General features: G+C 64.0%; 16 protein-coding genes and 2 tRNA genes. 5 read left to right on the forward strand and 13 right to left on the reverse strand.

The window, feature by feature from the left end; genetic code table 11:
- Nucleotides 1-10 precede the first annotated feature (10 nt).
- The 3 genes from ACH82I_RS11245 to ACH82I_RS11255 all read right to left on the reverse strand — a co-directional run bounded on the left by ACH82I_RS11245 (nt 11) and on the right by ACH82I_RS11255 (nt 3,883).
- On the reverse strand, nt 11-1,273 hold the full coding sequence (locus tag ACH82I_RS11245) for a sodium:proton exchanger (protein ID WP_413332648.1): 1,263 nt from the start codon (nt 1,271-1,273) through the stop codon (nt 11-13).
- Between the two features lie 372 nt (nt 1,274-1,645).
- Complete coding sequence (locus tag ACH82I_RS11250) at nt 1,646-3,094, reverse strand: MDR family MFS transporter (RefSeq protein ID WP_230745695.1); 1,449 nt, start codon at nt 3,092-3,094, stop codon at nt 1,646-1,648.
- Nucleotides 3,095-3,355: 261 nt separating this feature from the next.
- Nucleotides 3,356-3,883, reverse strand: coding sequence for an endo alpha-1,4 polygalactosaminidase (locus ACH82I_RS11255; protein WP_413332651.1), 528 nt, complete (start codon nt 3,881-3,883; stop codon nt 3,356-3,358).
- Between the two features lie 22 nt (nt 3,884-3,905).
- Here ACH82I_RS11255 and ACH82I_RS11260 point away from each other — a divergent pair, with 22 nt between their 5' ends.
- The gene (locus ACH82I_RS11260) at nt 3,906-4,181 is read left to right on the forward strand and encodes a hypothetical protein (protein WP_413332653.1); all 276 of its coding nucleotides are present in this window, start codon (nt 3,906-3,908) and stop codon (nt 4,179-4,181) included.
- 107 nt (nt 4,182-4,288) lie between these two features.
- Here the strand turns inward: ACH82I_RS11260 and ACH82I_RS11265 are convergent, their stop codons facing one another.
- Nucleotides 4,289-4,813 carry a MarR family winged helix-turn-helix transcriptional regulator gene (locus tag ACH82I_RS11265; RefSeq protein WP_413332655.1) on the reverse strand — a complete coding sequence of 175 codons (525 nt, stop codon included), beginning with the start codon at nt 4,811-4,813 and terminating at the stop codon, nt 4,289-4,291.
- 188 nt (nt 4,814-5,001) lie between these two features.
- Here ACH82I_RS11265 and ACH82I_RS11270 point away from each other — a divergent pair, with 188 nt between their 5' ends.
- Nucleotides 5,002-5,754 (forward strand): SDR family NAD(P)-dependent oxidoreductase, encoded by a 753-nt coding sequence (locus ACH82I_RS11270; protein WP_413336756.1) that lies wholly within the window; start codon nt 5,002-5,004, stop codon nt 5,752-5,754.
- Nucleotides 5,755-5,884: 130 nt separating this feature from the next.
- Here the strand turns inward: ACH82I_RS11270 and ACH82I_RS11275 are convergent.
- From ACH82I_RS11275 to dnaA, 9 genes are all read right to left on the reverse strand, one after another.
- A tRNA-Ala gene (locus ACH82I_RS11275) sits at nt 5,885-5,957 on the reverse strand.
- Between the two features lie 151 nt (nt 5,958-6,108).
- Nucleotides 6,109-6,182 (reverse strand) — tRNA-Ile (locus ACH82I_RS11280).
- A gap of 196 nt (nt 6,183-6,378) precedes the next feature.
- Nucleotides 6,379-7,278, reverse strand: a complete 900-nt coding sequence (locus ACH82I_RS11285; RefSeq protein WP_230745699.1) for a DUF3566 domain-containing protein — start codon at nt 7,276-7,278, stop codon at nt 6,379-6,381.
- Complete coding sequence (gyrA, locus tag ACH82I_RS11290) at nt 7,275-9,836, reverse strand: DNA gyrase subunit A (protein WP_413332657.1); 2,562 nt, start codon at nt 9,834-9,836, stop codon at nt 7,275-7,277. Before gyrA ends, ACH82I_RS11285 begins: the two co-directional genes overlap by 4 nt.
- Nucleotides 9,837-9,961: 125 nt before the next feature.
- On the reverse strand, nt 9,962-11,959 hold the full coding sequence (gyrB, locus tag ACH82I_RS11295) for a DNA topoisomerase (ATP-hydrolyzing) subunit B (protein WP_413332659.1): 1,998 nt from the start codon (nt 11,957-11,959) through the stop codon (nt 9,962-9,964).
- Nucleotides 11,960-12,171: 212 nt separating this feature from the next.
- Complete coding sequence (locus ACH82I_RS11300) at nt 12,172-12,684, reverse strand: DUF721 domain-containing protein (protein ID WP_230745703.1); 513 nt, start codon at nt 12,682-12,684, stop codon at nt 12,172-12,174.
- Nucleotides 12,681-13,856, reverse strand: coding sequence for a DNA replication/repair protein RecF (recF, locus tag ACH82I_RS11305; RefSeq protein ID WP_413332661.1), 1,176 nt, complete (start codon nt 13,854-13,856; stop codon nt 12,681-12,683). The genes ACH82I_RS11300 and recF overlap by 4 nt, the downstream gene beginning before the upstream one ends.
- The gene (dnaN, locus tag ACH82I_RS11310) at nt 13,857-14,996 is read right to left on the reverse strand and encodes a DNA polymerase III subunit beta (protein WP_230745707.1); all 1,140 of its coding nucleotides are present in this window, start codon (nt 14,994-14,996) and stop codon (nt 13,857-13,859) included. It abuts the gene before it with no gap.
- Nucleotides 14,997-15,568: 572 nt separating this feature from the next.
- Nucleotides 15,569-17,227: a chromosomal replication initiator protein DnaA gene (gene dnaA, locus ACH82I_RS11315; protein WP_230745709.1), complete on the reverse strand. Its 1,659-nt coding sequence runs from the start codon at nt 17,225-17,227 to the stop codon at nt 15,569-15,571.
- A gap of 415 nt (nt 17,228-17,642) precedes the next feature.
- Here dnaA and rpmH point away from each other — a divergent pair, with 415 nt between their 5' ends.
- From rpmH to yidD, 3 genes are read left to right on the forward strand one after another with little or no spacing between them, the layout of a single operon-like run.
- Nucleotides 17,643-17,780, forward strand: coding sequence for a 50S ribosomal protein L34 (gene rpmH / locus ACH82I_RS11320; RefSeq protein WP_166975345.1), 138 nt, complete (start codon nt 17,643-17,645; stop codon nt 17,778-17,780).
- 2 nt (nt 17,781-17,782) lie between these two features.
- Entirely contained in the window at nt 17,783-18,148 is a 366-nt protein-coding gene (gene rnpA / locus ACH82I_RS11325; RefSeq protein WP_230745711.1) for a ribonuclease P protein component, read from the forward strand.
- Nucleotides 18,132-18,485: a membrane protein insertion efficiency factor YidD gene (yidD, locus tag ACH82I_RS11330; protein ID WP_413332664.1), complete on the forward strand. Its 354-nt coding sequence runs from the start codon at nt 18,132-18,134 to the stop codon at nt 18,483-18,485. Before rnpA ends, yidD begins: the two co-directional genes overlap by 17 nt.
- Nucleotides 18,486-18,578: the final 93 nt, after the last annotated feature.

Genomic DNA, 18,578 nt, shown 5'->3' on the forward strand with positions numbered 1-18,578 from the left:
CGTGCTCATTCTACGCGCGCACCCGTTCGGATGTCTCCGACTCCTCTTCCACCACGGCGATGGCCTGCTCCGGACGCCGGAACGGAGCACGCAGGGTCGGCACGATGTCCCGACGATGGATGATGAGGAAAACGATCGCCAGTCCAGCCTGGATCGCCGAGAGCACATAGCGTCCGGTCGTGTCCGTGATGAAGAACTGCAGCCCGAACAGTGCGGCGAGCCCGAGCGCGGGCACCCAGTGGAAGCGCAGGGCCAGAATGATCGCCACACCGAGGATGGTCTGCGTGGCCGTGAGCGTGAACTCCTCGATCTGCCGACCGTCCAGCGGCAGCATGACGTCGCCGCCGCCGAACAGGTGGGCGACCGGCAGGGAGCCGACGAGCAGACTCCACTGGTTGACCTTCGAGGCGATGAGGGTGCCGATGGCGGCCCCGCCCATTCCACGCAGGGCGAACATCGCGGCGATGATGAACTCGGGTGCTTCCGAGGCCAGCGGGGCCAGCCACTGGACGAGGAAGTAGCTGTCGATGCCCAGCGCCGACCCGGAGGCCACGAGCGCCTCGGCGAAGGGTTCGGCGGAGGTGAGGATGATCGCGGCAGAGACGAGGAACATCGCCACCACGGTGATCCGACGGGCCCGGGTGGGCATCTCGACGATGAGGGCGGCGGCCCCGACGAATTCCTCGTTCTCGTCACCGGCGGCCGAACCCGCCCGCCACAGGTAGGCGATGAAGATCAGGATGAGTGCGATGCCGAACCAGACCGGAATGCTCCCGAGCAGCGGGATGGCGAAGGCGATGACGCCGAGGATGACGAGGAACCCGATGTCCATGCGGCTGCCGGATTCCAGACGCAGCGAGGTCTGCACCGGTGACTTCGTACGCTTGGCGATGCGGCGGGCGACGAGAAGGGCGATGACGACGACGAGCGGCCAGCCGAAGCCGAGCAGAAGCCGATTCGATCCGGTCATGTTCGCCGCGGCGAAGTGCAGATACTCGGGATCGGACCCCGAGCGGAAGGCGTAGTAGAGGTCCACGGCGTACTCGGGGAGGACGGCGATGAGCGCCAACAGGGCGATGGCCAGAGCGCCCGAGATGTCCTTCTGCGCCGCCTCGGCGGCCCAGGCCAGCAGGAACGCGGCGGACACGATCGCGGCTCCGAAGGCCAGGAGTTCCAGCGGCGGTGCGAGTTCGATGCCGGTGATCCGCAGGATCAGGGCGGGTGATGCGATGACGAGGCACAGAACGATTCGTCTCACGATTGCTGCAGGCATTCAGTCTCCAGGGACGTGCCGCATCCCGGGGAAGACCTCGGACACGACAAGCGGCCGAAGGTCTCGTTCGCCTGCCGGTGGCAGGTGCGTCGCCGGGCGGATCATCGTGATCGCCAGTATGTCGACGAAGCGCGTCCCACTCATTCGCTCTCAAGAATGCGCGGGGCGGAACTACTCCCCTTCGACATCAAGGCTGTCGAACCCGGTCCCGGTGTGTCTACGCACAACTGAGACTTAGACACGCCTAACAATTTCCGAGGCCCCGCTGTTCCGCGTATCTGCGCGGAACAGCGGGGCCTCAGCCGGTCTCCGATGTGTTTCGGATCACCGGCGTGATCGCTTGGGATCAGCCGGGGGTATCACCTGCCGAGATCACTCGGCGGGTGAGCCTTCCACCGGTTCGACCACCTCGGCGGGGGTGTCGTCCTGGTCTTCTGGCTTGCGAATGAAGAACGCGAGCACGACCGGCACGAGCGCGATGATCGTGGCCAGCAGGAAGGCCGAGTGCCCGCCAGGAGCACCGGCCTCCGGGATCGAGCGCCCGGCGGCCTGCCCCGAATGCAGGGCCGCGGAGTAGATCGAGATGAGCAGCGCCGTTCCGGCCGCGCCCGCGACCTGCTGGAGCGTGTTCAGCGCCGCCGAACCATGCGAGTACAGGTGCCGTCTCAGCGATCCCAGGGAAGCGGAGAACAGCGGGGTGAACGATCCGGCCAGGCCCAGGGACATGACGATCTGGATGATGATGAGCAGCCAGATCGATGTGCCCACACCGACGTTCGAGTAGGCGAACATCGCGGCCGCGATCATGATCGTGCCCGGCACCAACAGCGTCTTCGGGCCCTTGGCATCGTAGATCCGACCCATCACGGGCCCGAGCAGGCCCATGAGCACGGAACCGGGCAGGAGCACCAGCCCGGACTGGGTGGCTCCGAGGCCGACCACGCTCTGCAGGTAGAGCGGCAGCAGCGAGAACGTGCCGAACATCGACAGGGCGACCACGGCCATGATGATGACGGAGAGGACGTAGTTGCGCGAGTTGAAGACCCGCAGATCGAGCAGCGCCCGGTCACCGCGCTGGAGCACAAGCTGCCGCCAGACGAAGAGTCCGAGGAAGACGATTCCGCCGCCGATCATCGCCCAGCCCAGTCCTGCCGCGGAGCCGCCGCCGGATTCGCCGCCGTGGCCTCCGCCGAACTGGCTGAGGCCGTAGACGATGCCGCCGAAGGCGAAGACGGACAGGACGATGGAGACGACATCGATGGGTGCGTGGGTGGACTCACCGAGGTTGGTCATCCACTTCGCTCCGAGGCCGAGGGCGACGAGAGCGATGGGCAGGATGATGCCGAAGAGCCAGCGCCACCCGAGGGAGTCGAGCACGATTCCCGACATCGTCGGTCCGATCGCCGGCGCCAGGGAGATGACGAGTCCGACACGGCCCATCATCCGTCCGCGCGAGTGAGCCGGCACGACATTCATCATGGTCGTCATCAGCAGCGGCATCATGATGCCCGTGCCTGCGGCCTGGACGACCCGGCCGACGAGGAGCAGGAAGAACCCGGGCGAGACCATGCAGATGAGCGTGCCCGTGGAGAAGAGGATCATCGCGGCCAGGAAGATGTGGCGCGTGGAGAAGCGTTGGATGAGGAAGCCGGTGGTCGGAATGACCACGGCCATGGTGAGCATGAAGGCGCTGGTCAGCCATTGTCCGAGCTCGGGCGGGATGCCGAGGGTGGCATTGAGCTCTGGGATGGCGATCGCCATCGTCGTCTCGTTGAGGATGGCGACGAAGGCGGCCACCAGCAGCAGCCAGATGACTCGCATGCCGGCAGGATCGATGGCATCGCTGTGCGACTCGGGCGCGCGTGAATGAGTGGCGTCGCTGGACAAGGAGGTGCTCCGATCGGAAGTGTCGTATATCGCCCCGGCCTGGGCGGAATGTGCTGCCGCGATCGCTGACGCTGGCAGACAAAGCAGTCAACGGCAATCAACGTTAGCTTATTCCGCGATGGTGAGAATATGGGGAGAACCCCATATTCTTGTTGTTCTTCGACACATCACACATTGGGTCGACACGCGCTCCCGTCAGCTGTTGCCCTCTCCAGGGCACGATTCGTAGCTGTAGCCGGTCTCCCCACCGGCGACGAGATCACTATCGCGCAGTATCGTCAGCGGAGCACGGTCGTCACGGGCGCACACATCGGCCAACTCCAGCCCGGCCTTGGCGAGAGATTCCGGATATTCGATTCCGAGGACATGGACGCCGTAGACACCGATGTACGCATCGCATTCGTCGATTGCCGCGCATTCCTCGGTCACGGCGAAGTCGAGGCCGAGGTTATGGTGGCCGATGCTGGTGAGCTCGGCGGCGTTCATCTGCGCAATCGCCGAGCCGGAATCGTGTGCCCGCTCGACATGAGCGCGGGCAAGGGCGTGCGCGCCGCCTTCGGCAATCCCGTCGAATCGTTCCGACGCGTCAAGATTGTCGATCTCAACGACGCCGAAGCCAGCCGAGCCGCAGTCATCGATGACCCCGCCGAGGCGGCCGAGGATGACCTCGCGCGCGCTCGGTCGTGGGGTCGAAGATGTACTCGTCGGGCCAGTCCGGGTCAACGACTAGGTCGCCATCGTCATCATGAAGAAGCACGTCTTCGTCGTCTGCCCACAAGTCTGCCTGGTCAGCTTGGGTCTGGGAGCCGTTGACGGAGCAGACGGAATAGTTGCCGGGAGGCGGATGAGCCTCGGAGTCGCGTACGACCACGTTAAGGTTGCCCTGTTCCTCGACGCCATTCGCACCGTCGCCGGGGAGTTCGTCGTACGCGCCACCGAGCTGGTGGTCGAAAGTCCCCGAGGTCGGCGGAAGTGTGATTCTGCCCGCCGTATCCACGGATTCAGCCTCGACAGTGTCTAGCACCGATCCACTGCATCCGACGATCGCAGGACCGAAGCAGAGCAACAGCACACCGGTGACGGCCGCTCGCTTCGCTGTCGTCTTCCTGCCGTGCGTCGACCCTCGGGTCACCGGCCCGGCCGCCATCCGCCCTCAGCACTGATCGCTTGGGTCACGCGGAGACTGATCTCGCGGAGTGAGTCTGCCTGCTCGGCGGTGAGGGAATCGAAGACGAGGCGACGGACGAGATCATCATGCGCTGGAGCGACCGAGACGACCAGTTCGGCACCGGAGTCGGTGAGACCGGCGATAGTCACGCGCCGATCGTCAGGGTCGGTCGCCCGGTGAGCCCACCCGCGCTTCTCGAGCCGAGAGACCGCACGAGAGAGCCGGGACAGAGTGCTGTTGGCAAACCCGGCGAGCGCGCTCATCGGCAAGGCCCGACCCTCTGCCCGAGACAGGGCGTAGAGGATGCCGAACTCGAAGTGAGTCAGACCCCATCTGCTGTGCAGCTGCGCGTCGAGGACGGGAGGCAGCCATTCGAGGACCGTGGCCAATGCCGACCACGTCGCGAGTTCGTCACCCGACAACGGGCCTACGGAGGGTGCGTCCCCATGGGGCGAAACCGATGGTGTTTTATGGGGCACTGCCATTGCCACATCGTATCGCACTGCTTGACTGAGAAAGTATCTGTGCATAAGATCACTTGCTCAGGAAATCATTTAACACGAGTGACCGCTTTGCCTTCAGGAATCCTCGTGGAAGCGCCCGCAGCGCTCAGGAGAGGAGACCATCAGTGAGAGCCGATGTGAAAGAGGACCGCGGACGGGACAGGGTGTTCGTGTCGGGATCGACACAGGGAATCGGATTCGCCGTGGCACGGGATTGCGCAACCGACGGAGCCGAAGTCGTGCTCAACGGGAGGACCACGGGAACCGTCGCCGAGGCGGTCGAACGGCTGCGGAACGAGGTGCAGGGGGCCGATGTCAGCGGAATCGCGGCCGACCTGTCTGTACCAGGGGAGACGACTCGCCTGCTCGATCGCCTCGGCGAGGTGGACGTGCTCGTCAGCAATGTAGGCAGCTTCGACGTTGTACCGTTCGGCGAGATCACCGACGCTGAATGGGACAGGTACTTTCAGCTCAATGTCATGGCTGGTGTGCGGCTCGCACGGCGGCTGCTGCCGGGAATGCTCGAGCGAAATCGAGGACGAGTCATCGTCATTGGTACAGAATCCGCCGTCAATGTGCCTGCTGACATGATCCACTATGGCGCGACGAAGGCGGCAGCTCTCGCGGTGGCCAACGGTCTGTCTAAGCTGACGCGCGGAACTCAAGTGACGGTGAACACGGTGTTAGGCGGTCCGACTTACACCGATGGGGTTGCCACCACCGTCAAGCAGATCGCCACAGCACGGTCGATCGAGACGGAACAACTCAAGTCACAGCTCGTCCCGAATATGTCCCTGATCGACCGGTTCATCGACCCGACCGAGATCGCTGACCTCGTCGCGTTCCTCGCCGGCCAGAAGTCTTCGGCGATCAACGGAGCTGCGCTGCGCGCCGATGGCGGGGTGCTTCCGACGATCATCTGATCACCCTGGTAATAGAGGTCTCCATGACTAACATTCTGATAGTTCAACCGGCACCGCCGTGAAACGACTCAGGCTCCGAACCGCAGTGGTTCGGAGCCTGAGTCACGAGTGCTGTCTCAAAACGCTCGAGTGGAGGTAAGGGGACTCGAACCCCTAACCCTCTGCTTGCAAAGCAGATGCGCTACCAATTGCGCCATACCCCCATTGGGTTCTCACCCTCACACCGAGTCGGTGTGTTTGGACCATTCGGCTTGGGCAGATTGGTTCTGCTGCCGCCACCTGAAGAACACTCCGAGCCCCACTAGCGTGAGACCGCCGAGAATCCACCTTTTCATGATCCTCCTCGAAAGGAAGTGGGCCTACCTGGACTTGAACCAGGGACCTCTTCGTTATCAGCGAAGCGCTCTAACCGCCTGAGCTATAGGCCCTTTTCCGGGGGTGAACCCGAAGTAAAACTGTACCCAACCAGCAACGACAAACACAAATCCGCCGTCAGTGACGCCTCTCACAACATCCGTGCCCCAATCACCTGGGAAGCGTTCGGGCGTTGAGCAGGCCGCACTCGGCCAGCTCAACGCCCGAAACCTGCTCAACGCCCGATACGGACGGAAGAGGGTCGAAGCCTCAGTCGTCGGTCAGCGTCAGGTGGAAGCCGCCGGCGATGAGTGAGCCGATGTTGTAGATGAAGGCTGCCAGCGTCGACAGGGCGGTCATCAGCACGATGTTGATCACGGCGATGATGAAGCCCGCGGCGACGACGCGACCAAAGCCGAAGATGCCGACGATGCGCTCGGCCGATTCCGCACCGGCCAGCTCGCTCATCGTGGTCTCGAGACCGCTCATCACGCCCGTGGCCTGGAGGACGACCCACAGCACGATGAAGGCGACGATGGTGGCGATGCCGATGGCCACGGACATGAGGAAGGACATCTTCATGACCGACCACGGATCGACGGCGGCCACGGTCAGGCGAACGGTGCGTGGGCCTTTCTTCTTCTTGCCCTTGCCGTTCTCGACCATGTTCTTCACGCCCATCTTCACGCCGCCGGAGCTGGCGCGGACGGTGTTGGCCGCAGAGCCCATCACCGAGGTGGCCGTGCGGTTTCCGCCCGAGGAGCCCTGGGATCCTCCCGTGGACCCCTGGGAACCGCCGGTCGCTCCCTGTGACCCCTGCGCACCCGACTGGGCTGAGGGTGCCGAGCCGCCCTGATTCTGAGCGGACCCACCGGGGGCAGAGCCGCCTCGGGGAGCGGATCCCGTCGAGGGCGCACGATTGGGCTTCGGGGAGGCCTTCGGTGCCGGTGGGGCGACGACGGTGGCCTTCTCGGAGGCCTGCGACGACTGCGCGGACTGCCCGGATCCATTTGCGTCGGACTTCGCCGAGTTCGACGAACCCGAATTCCCTGCCGATCCCGAGCTTCCCGAGGTCTTGTCCTCGTTCTTCGATCCGCCTGCCGTCAGGCGGGTGGAACCGCTCGACGTGCGTATGATCTTTCCTGAGCCTGGCTGCTTGCTATCGCTCACTCTTCCACATCCTCGCTGCCGGTCTGAGGCTGATCGACCTCGGCCTCCGGTACCTCAGCTTCGTCATCGTCTATCTCTTCGACCGCCGTCTCGGGTCCACGCGTTACAGCGATAATACGATCATTCTTGCCCGGTTTCGCGAACACCACACCCATCGTGTTGCGTCCCTTCGCCGGAACTTCGTCGATGCTCGACCGAACGATCTTACCCTTCTCCATGACGACGAGGACTTCCTCACCCTCATCGACGATGAGTCCGCCTACCAAGTCTCCGCGCTGTTCGGTGATCTTCGCAACCCGGATACCCAGACCGCCACGACCCTGCAGGCGGTACTCCTCGACGGGGGTCCGCTTCGCATAGCCGGCCTCGGTGACGACGAAGACGTAGGTGTCGGGCTGGACGACATCCATGGTCAGCAGCTCGTCATCGTCCTTGAACTTCATTCCCGTGACACCGCCGGTGACGCGTCCCAGGGGCCTGATCGAATCGTCGTCCGCAGCGAAGCGGATCGACATGCCCTTGCGGGAGATCATCAGCAGGTGATCCTCGGATCCCACGATCCGAGCCGAGACCAGCTCATCGGGCTGACCCTTGTACTCGCGGAGGTTGATCGCGATGACCCCGCCGGTGCGGTTCGAGTCGTATTCGCTCAGGCGGGTCTTCTTCACGACACCGGACTTCGTGGCGAGGATGAGGAATTCGGCTACCTCGTAGTCGCGGATGGAGAGCACCTTCGCGATCGTCTCGCCAGGCTGGAGGGCGAGCAGGTTCGCGACGTGCTGGCCCTTGGCGTCGCGTGAGCCCTCGGGCAGCTCATAGGCCTTGGCCCGGTAGACGCGACCGGTGTTCGTGAAGAACAGCAGCCAGTTGTGCGTCGAGGTAACGAAGAACTGCTCGACGACGTCGTCGCCGCGCAGCTGTGCTCCCTTGATGCCCTTGCCGCCGCGGTGCTGGGCGCGGTAGAGGTGGCTCTGGGTGCGCTTGGCGTAGCCGCCGCGGGTGATGGTGACGACGACTTCCTCTTCGGGGATGAGGTCTTCCATCGACACATCCCCGTCGAAGCCGGCGAGGATCTTCGTGCGGCGGTCGTCGCCGTAGCGGTCGACGATCTCGTCGAGCTCCTCGGAGACGATCTCGCGCTGGCGGGCCGGAGTCTCGAGGATGTGCTTGTATTCAGCGATCTGCTCCTCGATCTTCGCGGCCTCCTCCTGGATCTTCAGACGTTCCAGGGCGGCCAGGCGGCGCAGCTGCAGATCGAGGATCGCATTGGCCTGGACCTCGTCCACCTCGAGCAGCTCCATCAGTCCGGACCGGGCCTCGTCCGAGGATGGGGACCGACGGATCAGGGCGATGACCTCGTCGAGGGCGTCGAGGGCCTTGAGGTAGCCGCGCAGGATGTGCGCGCGTTCCTCGGCCTTGCGCAGGCGGAACTGGGTCCGCCGCACGATGACCTCGATCTGGTGCTTGACCCACAGGCGCAGGAAGGAGTCGAGGCTGAGCGTGCGCGGCACGCTGTCGACGAGTGCGAGCATGTTCGCGGAGAAGTTCTCCTGCAGCGAGGTGTGCTTGTAGAGGTTGTTGAGCACGACCTTCGCCACGGCATCGCGCTTGAGCACGATGACCAGACGCTGACCGGTGCGACCCGAGGACTCATCACGCAGATCGGCGATGCCCGCGACCTTGCCGTCCTTGACGTAGGAGGCGATCTTCGCGGCCAGGGTGTCGGGATTGACCATATAGGGCAGCTGCGTGACGACGAGGCAGGTCCGACCCTGGATCTCCTCGACCTCGACGACGGCGCGCTGGGTGATCGATCCGCGACCGGTCCGGTAGGTGTCCTCGATGCCTTTGCGGCCGAGGATCGTCGCGCCCATCGGGAAGTCCGGGCCTTTGACGATGCCCAGCAGCGCCTCGAGGGCCTCTTCCTTGCTCGCCTCCGGATGGGACAGCAGCCATTGAGCGCCCGCGGCAACCTCGCCGAGGTTGTGCGGAGGGATGTTAGTGGCCATGCCCACGGCGATGCCCGAGGAACCGTTGACCAGCAGGTTCGGGAACCGGGAGGGCAGCACCATAGGTTCCTGGTTGCGGCCGTCGTAGTTGTCCTGGAAGTCGACGGTGCCCTCTTCGATGTCCCTGACCATCTCGAGGGCCAGGGGAGCCATCTTGCACTCGGTGTAACGGGGAGCGGCGGCTCCGTCGTCACCCGGGGAGCCGAAGTTGCCCTGGCCTGCGACCAGCGGGTAGCGCATCGTCCACGGCTGCACGAGGCGGACCATGGCATCGTAGATGGCCGTGTCGCCGTGCGGGTGGTACTGGCCCATCACATCGCCGACCACGCGCGAGCACTTCGAGAAGTTGCGATCGGGGCGGTAGCCGCCGTCGAACATCGCGTAGAGCACGCGCCGGTGGACGGGCTTGAGGCCGTCCCGGACATCAGGCAGGGCACGACCGACGATGACGCTCATCGCGTAATCGAGGTAGGACCTCTGCATCTCGAGGTTGAGATCAACCTGTTCGACCCGGTTGATCTCGGTGCCGATATCGTTCTCGTCAGCCAATGTGGGCTCTTCCCTTGTGTCTTAACCGTGTGGGACGGCGGTGAGTGGATTTCTCTGAGTCTGTGGGGGCGTCGGATCCGAGCATTGCCAGTGGGCGCAGCGCCACCGGATTCCGTCGGTTCGGATCAGATGTCGAGGAAGCGGACGTCCTTCGCGTTCTCCTGGATGAACCGGCGGCGCGAATCCACGTCGTCGCCCATGAGCACCGTGAAGATCTCGTCGGCGACGATCGCATCGTCGAGCGAGACCTGCTTGAGCAGACGGTGATCGGGATCCATGGTGGTCTCCCACAGCTCCTCGTAGTTCATCTCGCCCAGACCCTTGTAGCGCTGGATCGCGAGATCCTTGGGCAGACGCTTGCCCGCGGCCCGACCGGTCTCGAGCAGTCCGTCGCGTTCCTTGTCCGTGTAGGCGAACTGGTGCGGAGCGTTCGACCACTTGAGGCGGTAGAGCGGAGGAGTGGCGAGGTAGACGTAGCCGTGCTCGATGAGCGGCTTCATGTACCGGAAGATCAGCGTCAGCAGCAGCGTTGTGATGTGCTGACCGTCGACGTCGGCATCGGCCATGAGCACGATCTTGTGATAGCGCAGCTTCTCGAGTTCGAACTCTTCGCCGATGCCCGTGCCGAAGGCGGTGATCATGGCCTGGACCTCGTTGTTGCCCAGAGCCCGGTCGAGCCGAGCCTTCTCCACGTTGAGGATCTTTCCGCGCAGCGGCAGGATCGCCTGCGTATTCGGATTGCGTCCCTGCGTCGCCGAACCGCCGGCGGAGTCACCCTCGACGATGAAGACCTCAGAGATCGTCGGGTCCTTCGACTGGCAGTCCTTGAGCTTTCCGGGCATTCCCGAGGACTCGAGGAGTCCCTTGCGGCGGGTGGCTTCGCGGGCCTTGCGGGCGGCGAGCCTGGCCTGGGAAGCCTGCAGCGCCTTGCGCACGACATCCTTGGCCTGGGCCGGGTTGGATTCGAACCAGTGGCCGAGCTCGTCGCGGACCACGCGCTGGACGAAGCCCTTGACCTCGGAGTTGCCGAGCTTCGTCTTCGTCTGGCCTTCGAACTGCGGATCGCCGAGCTTGACCGAGATGACCGCGGTCAGACCTTCGCGGATGTCATCGCCGGTGAGGTTGGGGTCCTTCTCCCGGATGAGCTTCTGCTCACGGGCGTAGGCATTGACCAAGGAGGTCAGTGCGGTGCGGAAGCCCTCTTCGTGGGTGCCGCCCTCATGCGTGTTGATGACGTTGGCGTAGGTGTGGACGGATTCGCTGTAGGCCGTCGTCCACTGCATGGCGATCTCGAGCGCCAGCGTCTGCTCCTCTTCCTCGGCCTCGAAGACGATGACATCGGGGTTGACGAGCTCGGCCTTCTTCGTCGAGTTGAGGTACTGCACGTAGTCGAGCAGACCGTGCTCATAGAGGTAGGTGACCTCACGCGGCTTGGATTCGGTCTCCTCGTTCTCATCGATCTGGACCTCGTCGTCGTCGACCTGGACGTGACGTTCATCGGTCAGGCTGATCTTGAGGCCTTTGTTGAGGAAGGCCATCTGCTGGAAGCGCGCCCGCAGGTACTCGTAGGAGAAGTCGGTCGTCTCGAAGATCGAGCCGTCCGGCCAGAAGGTCACGGTGGTTCCGGTCTCCGAAGTTGCCTCGCCCTGGCGCAGATCACCGGTGGGAACACCCTGGACGAAGTCCATGTTCCACGTGTAGCCGTCGCGCTTGACCTCGACCTCGAGGCGTTCGGACAGGGCGTTGACGACGGTCGAGCCGACGCCGTGGAGGCCACCGGCCACGGCGTAGCCGCCGCCGCCGAACTTGCCGCCTGCGTGGAGCACGGTGAGGATCACCTCGACGGTGGGCTTGCCCTCGGTCGGGTGCATCGCCACCGGCATTCCGCGGCCGTCGTCGACGACCTTCACTCCTCCGTCGGCCAGGATCGTGACCTCGATATGGTCGCAGTAGCCGGCCATGGCCTCATCGACGGAGTTGTCGACGATTTCCTGCACGAGGTGGTGGAGACCGCGTTCCGAAGTCGAACCGATGTACATGCCAGGTCGTTTGCGAACTGCTTCGAGTCCTTCGAGTACCGTAATGTCCCCGGCATCGTAATGGGGTTGATCCTCGGTCGTCATATGACTCCTTGTCCGGCTGGGCGCTATCAGCTCACCATTCTACCGCGCCGGGAGCTCAAATGCCCGTAAGAGGCCTGAGAAGGTGCATTTCCGGATTTTTCATGCGCCCGGTGTACCCCCGGGCACGAAAGGGAGCGGCTGTCGCCGTTTAAGGGCCTCTGTGGTTCGCGCGATCTCCTCGCCGAGGTGGCCCGAAATTTCGCGGAGGTGATTCAGCCGAAGGTGTCCCGCGGCCCCCGACCCGCGACCGAGCGGCGGCCCCGCTTGAAGCTGCGTCCGGCGGGACCGCGGATCTCGATCTCGGTGATCGTCTGCGAACCGAGTCCGGCCTCGAGCTTCTTCAGGATCGTCGGCTTGAGCACGCGCAGCTGGGTCGCCCAGGTCGTCGAGTCCGCGGCGATGATGAGCAGGGGCGGGGAGAAGTCGACGGGAGTGCAGTGCATCGCGACCTGCGCCCCGACGAGCTGCGGCCACCTGCCGAGCACCTTGCCGATATCGATCGAGGACGACCAGCCGCGCTCAGAGTTCAGCGAGTCGAGCACCGAGGACACCGCTGCCGGATCCCGCCGGTCCTTGCCCGATCCCGAGTAGACGGCTTCCCCGCGCAGACGTGAGCGTCGCCGGTGACGAACGAACTTCGCCTCGCTGACCTCCATCCGGCGGACCCGGTCGAGTGCCTCGAGTGCGGCGACCGGGGTGGAGAAGTCACGTTCGAACCCGCTCACGGAGTCTCCGCACCCTCGGACTGCCGCGGAGCTCCTTCATCGTCGGTCGGAGCGCGCAGCGTCTCCTGCCCGATGCGCCTTCCCTCGAGGCCATCAGGCAGATCTCCGTCGACGGCCGCGGTGACGAAGACCTGCTCCGCCGAGGTGATCCGGGAGGCCAGACGGTTCCGCCGTCCGGTATCGAGTTCGGCGAAGACGTCGTCGAGGACGAGGATCGGCTGCTCGGCGACGGAGCCGGCATCGGCGCTGAGCAGGTCCCAGCCGGCCAGCTGCATGGCCAGGGCCAGAGACCAGGTCTCGCCGTGCGAGGCATAGCCCTTGGCCGGATGGTCGCCGATGGTCAGGGCGAGGTCGTCCCGGCCGGGTCCGTGGAGGGTCAGTCCGCGTTCGATCTCCGTGGTCCGGCGTCGTTCGAGGGCAGCCAGGAGCAGTTCGCGGCATTCGGCCGCCGATTCGGCCTGCGAGTAGTCGATGCGCGAATCGTAGCGGGCCCGGATCCCCTGGCGTTCGAGCCGGGCGTCGGCGGCGATATAGGCGAAGTTCTCCTGCAGCGGTTCGACGATGTCGGCCAGGATCCGCTGGCGGCCGTAGACGAGTTCGGCCGCCGAATCCGCGTAGGCCATGTTCCAGATATCGAGTGTGGCCTCGAGGCCGGGGTCCCGATCCTCCCGCAGCCGTTTGAGCAGGGCGTTGCGCTGTTTGAGTGCCCGCTCGAAGTCGGTGATGACCGAGGAGAAGCGCGGATTCCGAGCGACGACGAGAGTGTCGATCCAGGACCGGCGCTCGGCCGGTTCCCCACGGACGAGACTGAGGTCCTCGGGGGCGAAGACCACGCAGGAGACGAGGCCGAGGATGTCCTTGAGCTTGACCGGGGAGCGTTTGACCCGGGCCCGGTTGGCGCCCTTCGACTGGATCGAGACTTCCACGGTGGCATGCCGCTGGTCGCGATTGACCAGGGCGGAGACGGTCGCGGTCTGAGCGTTCTCATGGACCAGCGGAGCATCGAAGGCCACCCGGTGCGAGCGCTGATGAGCCAGATATCCGATGGCCTCGACGATGTTCGTCTTGCCGGTGCCGTTGTCGGCCACGAAGGTGGTGACTCCGGGTGCGAACTCGAGATCGAGCTCAGGATAGGACCGGTAGTCACGCAGTGAGAGCCGCGATATCCACATTCAGATGCGGGTGGGCATGAGCAAGTATCGGTAGGACTCGTCGGCCGGGGCATCGAGTTCCCGCTGCCCGGAGATGATGACGGGCTTCATCGGCTGGGTGAAGGAGAAGTTCACGTAGGGGCTCTCGATGGCGGCGAGGCCTTCGGCGATGTAGTGCGGGTTGAAGCCGACTGTGATCGCCTCACCCTGCAGGGTCGCCTCGACGGCCTCGGAAGCCTGGGCATCGTCGCCGGTGCCGGCGTGGAGGGTGAGCATGCCGTCGCTGACCTCGAAGCGCAGCGGGGTGTTGCGTTCGGCGACGAGGGAGACACGGCGGACGGCCTCACGCAGAACGCCGGTCTCGACGATCGCGTGGATCGGCACCGAGTCCGGGAACAGCGAGCGGACCTTCGGGTATTCGCCCTCGACGAGGAGGGAGGTGGTGACTCGTCCCGCTGAGGTGAAGGAGATGAGGTCCTTGCCTGCATCGGTGCTCAGACCGATGGTGACATCTCCGCCGAGGGACTTCGAGACGTCGGAGAGCGTGCGTCCGCGCAGCAGGGCGACGGCCGAGACGTCCGGGCGTCCGGGGTTCCAGGTGAATTCGCGGACGGCCAGGCGGTAGCGGTCGGTGGCCAGGAGTGTGACCTTCTCGCCCTCGATCTCGACGCGCACGCTGGTGAGGATCGGCAGGGTGTCGTCCTTCGAGGTCGCGATCGTGACCTGGGAGACGGCATTCTGGAATTCTCCGGCGGAGACGGTGCCCGAGTCGTCGGGGACCTGCGGCAGCGCCGGGTATTCGGCCACCGGCATCGTCATCAGCGAGAACCGGGAGGATCCGCAGGTGACGTCGACCTTGGAGTCGATCTGCTCGAGGGTGACTTCCTGATTCGGCAGGGCCTTCGAGATGTCGGCGAGGAGACGACCGGAGACGAGAACGGTCCCGGCGGTGACGACATCGGCGGCGATCTCGACCCGGGAGGAGACTTCGTAGTCGAAGACGGCCAGACGCACGGTTCCGCCCGCCTCGGCGGTGATGAGGATTCCGGTCAGCACCGGTGCGGAGGGACGGTTGGGCAGAGTCTTGGTCGCCCAGGTCACCGCGTCGGCAAGGACGTCGCGGTTGACTTTGAACTTCAGGGGGGATGCTTCGGCGTTCACTTTACTCCTTCGGGGCGGCCACCCGACCTACTCAAGACTCTGGCTGACGACACGGGCTGGCGTTGCTCGGAAAACTTTACACAGCCTATCCGATATCTGCCCACCGGAGCAGGGGCAGGAAAAGTTCACAGAACCCGTGCCAGCACCTCGCCGAGGCGGTGCTGAGAAGGCTCGGAAGTTCCCGAATCTCGGATTCGAGAATCGATCCCGACGGGATGTTCGAATAGTCGAAGCGTGCCTGTGTGACTCGAGAGCAATTCGCTCTCGAGGCTCATCGTCGAGCCGAGCAGTCGGTGGCGGTCGCCCTCTTAAGAGTTGAATTCACTTGGTAGAAGTATCAGCACCTGTGGAGTGTGTGGATAACCTCTTCTTACGCCTGAGTAATCAAGGGAAGGAGCGCCTTGGCTGCCTGTGGATCCCCTGTGCAGGCCGAGGTCGTCCTCGGTGCGCCCTTGTGTAAGCACAAGCATGTAGTTCACATCCGTCCACTCGAAGTCTCGAGTTGTCCACCATCTTATCCCCAGTCAGGAGCATTTCTCCCCAGGCTTATCCACAGATGTGTACGACGCGTTCTAGAGGCGGTGCTGTTGTTTGATGCGGTTTGTTAGTTCGGTGACCTGCGTGTAGACGGCCCGCCGTTCGGCCATCTGAGTTCGAATCTTCTTGTTCGCATGCATCACCGTGGTGTGATCGCGGCCGCCGAAGGCCTGCCCGATCTTCGGCAGCGAGAGATCGGTGAGCTCGCGGCAGAGGTACATGGCGATCTGCCGGGCCGTGGTCAGCGTTCTGGATCGCGAGGTGCCGCACAGGTCATCGAGGGTGAGACTGAAGTAGGCGGCGGTCTGGCCCATGATGTCGGCTGCCGTGATGGCGGGGGTGTCGTCCTGGGTGATGAAGTCCTTGAGCACGGTCTCCGCCAGGGACACATCGACCTGCTGGTCATTGAGATTGGCGAAGGCGGTGACGCGGATGAGTGCACCTTCGAGTTCGCGGATATTGGAGGACACCCGCGAGGCGATGTACTCCAGCACGTCATCGGGAACGTCGAGCTGGTCGCCGGCGGCCTTGCGCCGCAGGATAGCGAACCGGGTCTCCATGTCCGGCGGCTGCACATCGGTGAGCAGTCCCCATTCGAAGCGGGAGCGCAGCCGCTCCTCGAAGCCTTTGAGCATCTTTGGCGGCTGGTCCGAAGTGATGACGACCTGCTTGGCCTCGTTGTGCAGGGCATTGAAGGTGTGGAAGAACTCCTCGACGGTGGCGTCCTTGCCCTGGAGGAACTGGATGTCGTCGATCATCAGGAGATCGACCTCGCGGTAGCGACGCTGGAAGGCCGGCCGCAGGGAGTTCGAGGTCCGAGAGGATCCGATCGTGTTGATGAAGTCGTTGACGAACTCCTCGCTCGAGACGTACTTCACGCGGATCTCGGGGAAGAGCTGTGTGGCGTAGAAGCCGATCGCATGCAGCAGGTGGGTCTTGCCCAGACCCGATTCGCCGTAGATGAAGAGAGGGTTGTAGGCCTTGGCCGGGGCTTCGGCAACGGCGAAGGCCGAGGCATGGGCGAAGCGGTTGGAGGCACCGATGACGAAGGTGTCGAAGGTGTACTTGGGGTTGAGCTGGGAGACGCCGGGAACGTCGACGGGCGGATTCATCGGGGCGGCGGTCGCCTCGGCGATCTTGGCCTCCCGATCGGAGATCCCAGGGGATTCCGGCCTCGGCTGCGTCGTCGTGCGTGCAGTCGCGGGGATCCCCTGCTCTGCGGGCTGGGCCGGCGCTGTGCTGTGGTCGGCGGGGGCCACCTCGGCGGGCATCGATTCCGGCACCGAGCCGGGTGCGCCCACCGAAGGCTGCGCGACCGACTGTTGCCCCGGCTGCGTCGCCGAGGTGGAGGTGACCGGGTCGATCTCGATCGGTGAGCCCGGGGTGGGCTCGCCGATGAGGTCCTCGAATCGGATCGGCACGTCGAGTTCCGGGTCGACGACGAAGCCGAAGGTCACATCGAAGCCGAGGACCTTGGAGAACTCTCTGGTCAGGGGTCCGAGCAGACGAGTCTCGATGGTGCGGCGGGTGTGTTCGTCGCGGACGGCGAGGAGGACGAGGGCGTTGTCGACCAAGGCTTTGGGCACGGCCAGAGACAGGAAGCCCTTCTGATGGGCACTGAGATCGGCATCCTGATCCAGGGTCGAGACCACCGTTCGCCATTGGCTGATGAGCTCATTCTTGGAGTTCGACACCGTCACTCTTCCTCTGCTGTTTCGAAATCGACTTCTGCACAATCCACACCTGTGCATGACTTCCACATAGTTTTCCACAGTTTGTGGACTGCTGACGAGTGATCCGAGCAATACTCCACATGAGTGGATAAGCATGTGGAAAACTACACGGTTGTGACTTGTGGAAGCCGATCGGCGACGGGAAGGTGAATCACGGTGAATGGTTGACAACCGTGATCTGAAACATGCCCGATCGGTTTGACCGCCCGGTTTGCGCCTCGCTAAGATGGAGTGTCCTGTGTACCGGGCTTCATCCGATTATCTTGAATATCTTTTGGCTCTTATGCACAGGAGTGCTCGGCGGTCGAGACTCGCACCGCCGTTTTTTGTGAGAACGCATCGGCGTTCGCCCGCAACCTAGAAATCGGAGACTGAAGTGAGCAAGCGTACCTTCCAGCCCAACAACCGTAAGCGCGCCAAGAAGCACGGCTTCCGTCTGCGCATGCGCACCCGTGCAGGCCGTTCGATCCTCGCCGCACGTCGTCGCAAGGGACGTTCCGAAGTTTCGGCCTGAGCGTGCTCACTGCTGCACACCGGATCCGCAGCGGCGATGACTACAGACGAGTATTCAGAGCCGGCATCCGGGTGCGCTCCGAGCACCTGATGGCGCACAGCCTCAGAGAAACCGATGATTCCCACGCTGTCCGCGTGGGTTTCATCGTATCCAGGGCCGTGGGAAACGCCGTCGTCCGCAATCGGGTCAAACGGCGGCTGCGCGAGATCATGCGAGTCCGGTTGGACGAGTTGGCACCCGGAACACTGTTCGTGATCCGCGCCCTGCCGCAGGCCGGGGAGAGCGAGTTCGCCGTCCTCGAATCCGAGGTCGAGACGCTGCTGACGAAGGCAGGGAAGAAGCTGGCGGGACGTGGACGCCGAACATGATCTGAAGCATGAGTCGGAGGTTCCGCGCCGACCGGCAGGATTCTGGCCGAGCCTGTGGTGGCTGATCAGGATCGGGCCGCGGATGCCGTTCGTGTGGTTCATCCGGGCCTATCGGATCGTCATCTCCCCGCTCTACGGTCAGGTGTGCCGCTACTATCCCAGCTGTTCGATGTACGGCCTCGAGGCCTTCGAGATACACGGAGTTCTCAAGGGAATGGTGTTAACTGGGTGGCGAATACTGCGCTGCAATCCTCTTTCCCACGGCGGAGTCGACCACGTGCCCGGTTCGGCTCGTCAAGCCCGCTCCCAGACGATGCACACCGATGACGGACAGTGAGGCCCGGCGAGGGCCGCTCGAAGGCGGCCCAGTGTCGCGAACACCTGTGAACAATGGCAAAATGAACGACGCGCAAGAGTCGTTGTAACGAGG

Origin of the sequence: Brevibacterium sp. GP-SGM9 (genome assembly GCF_047300845.1) — a bacterium.
In the GTDB taxonomy this organism is placed as follows: Bacteria; Actinomycetota; Actinomycetes; order Actinomycetales; family Brevibacteriaceae; genus Brevibacterium.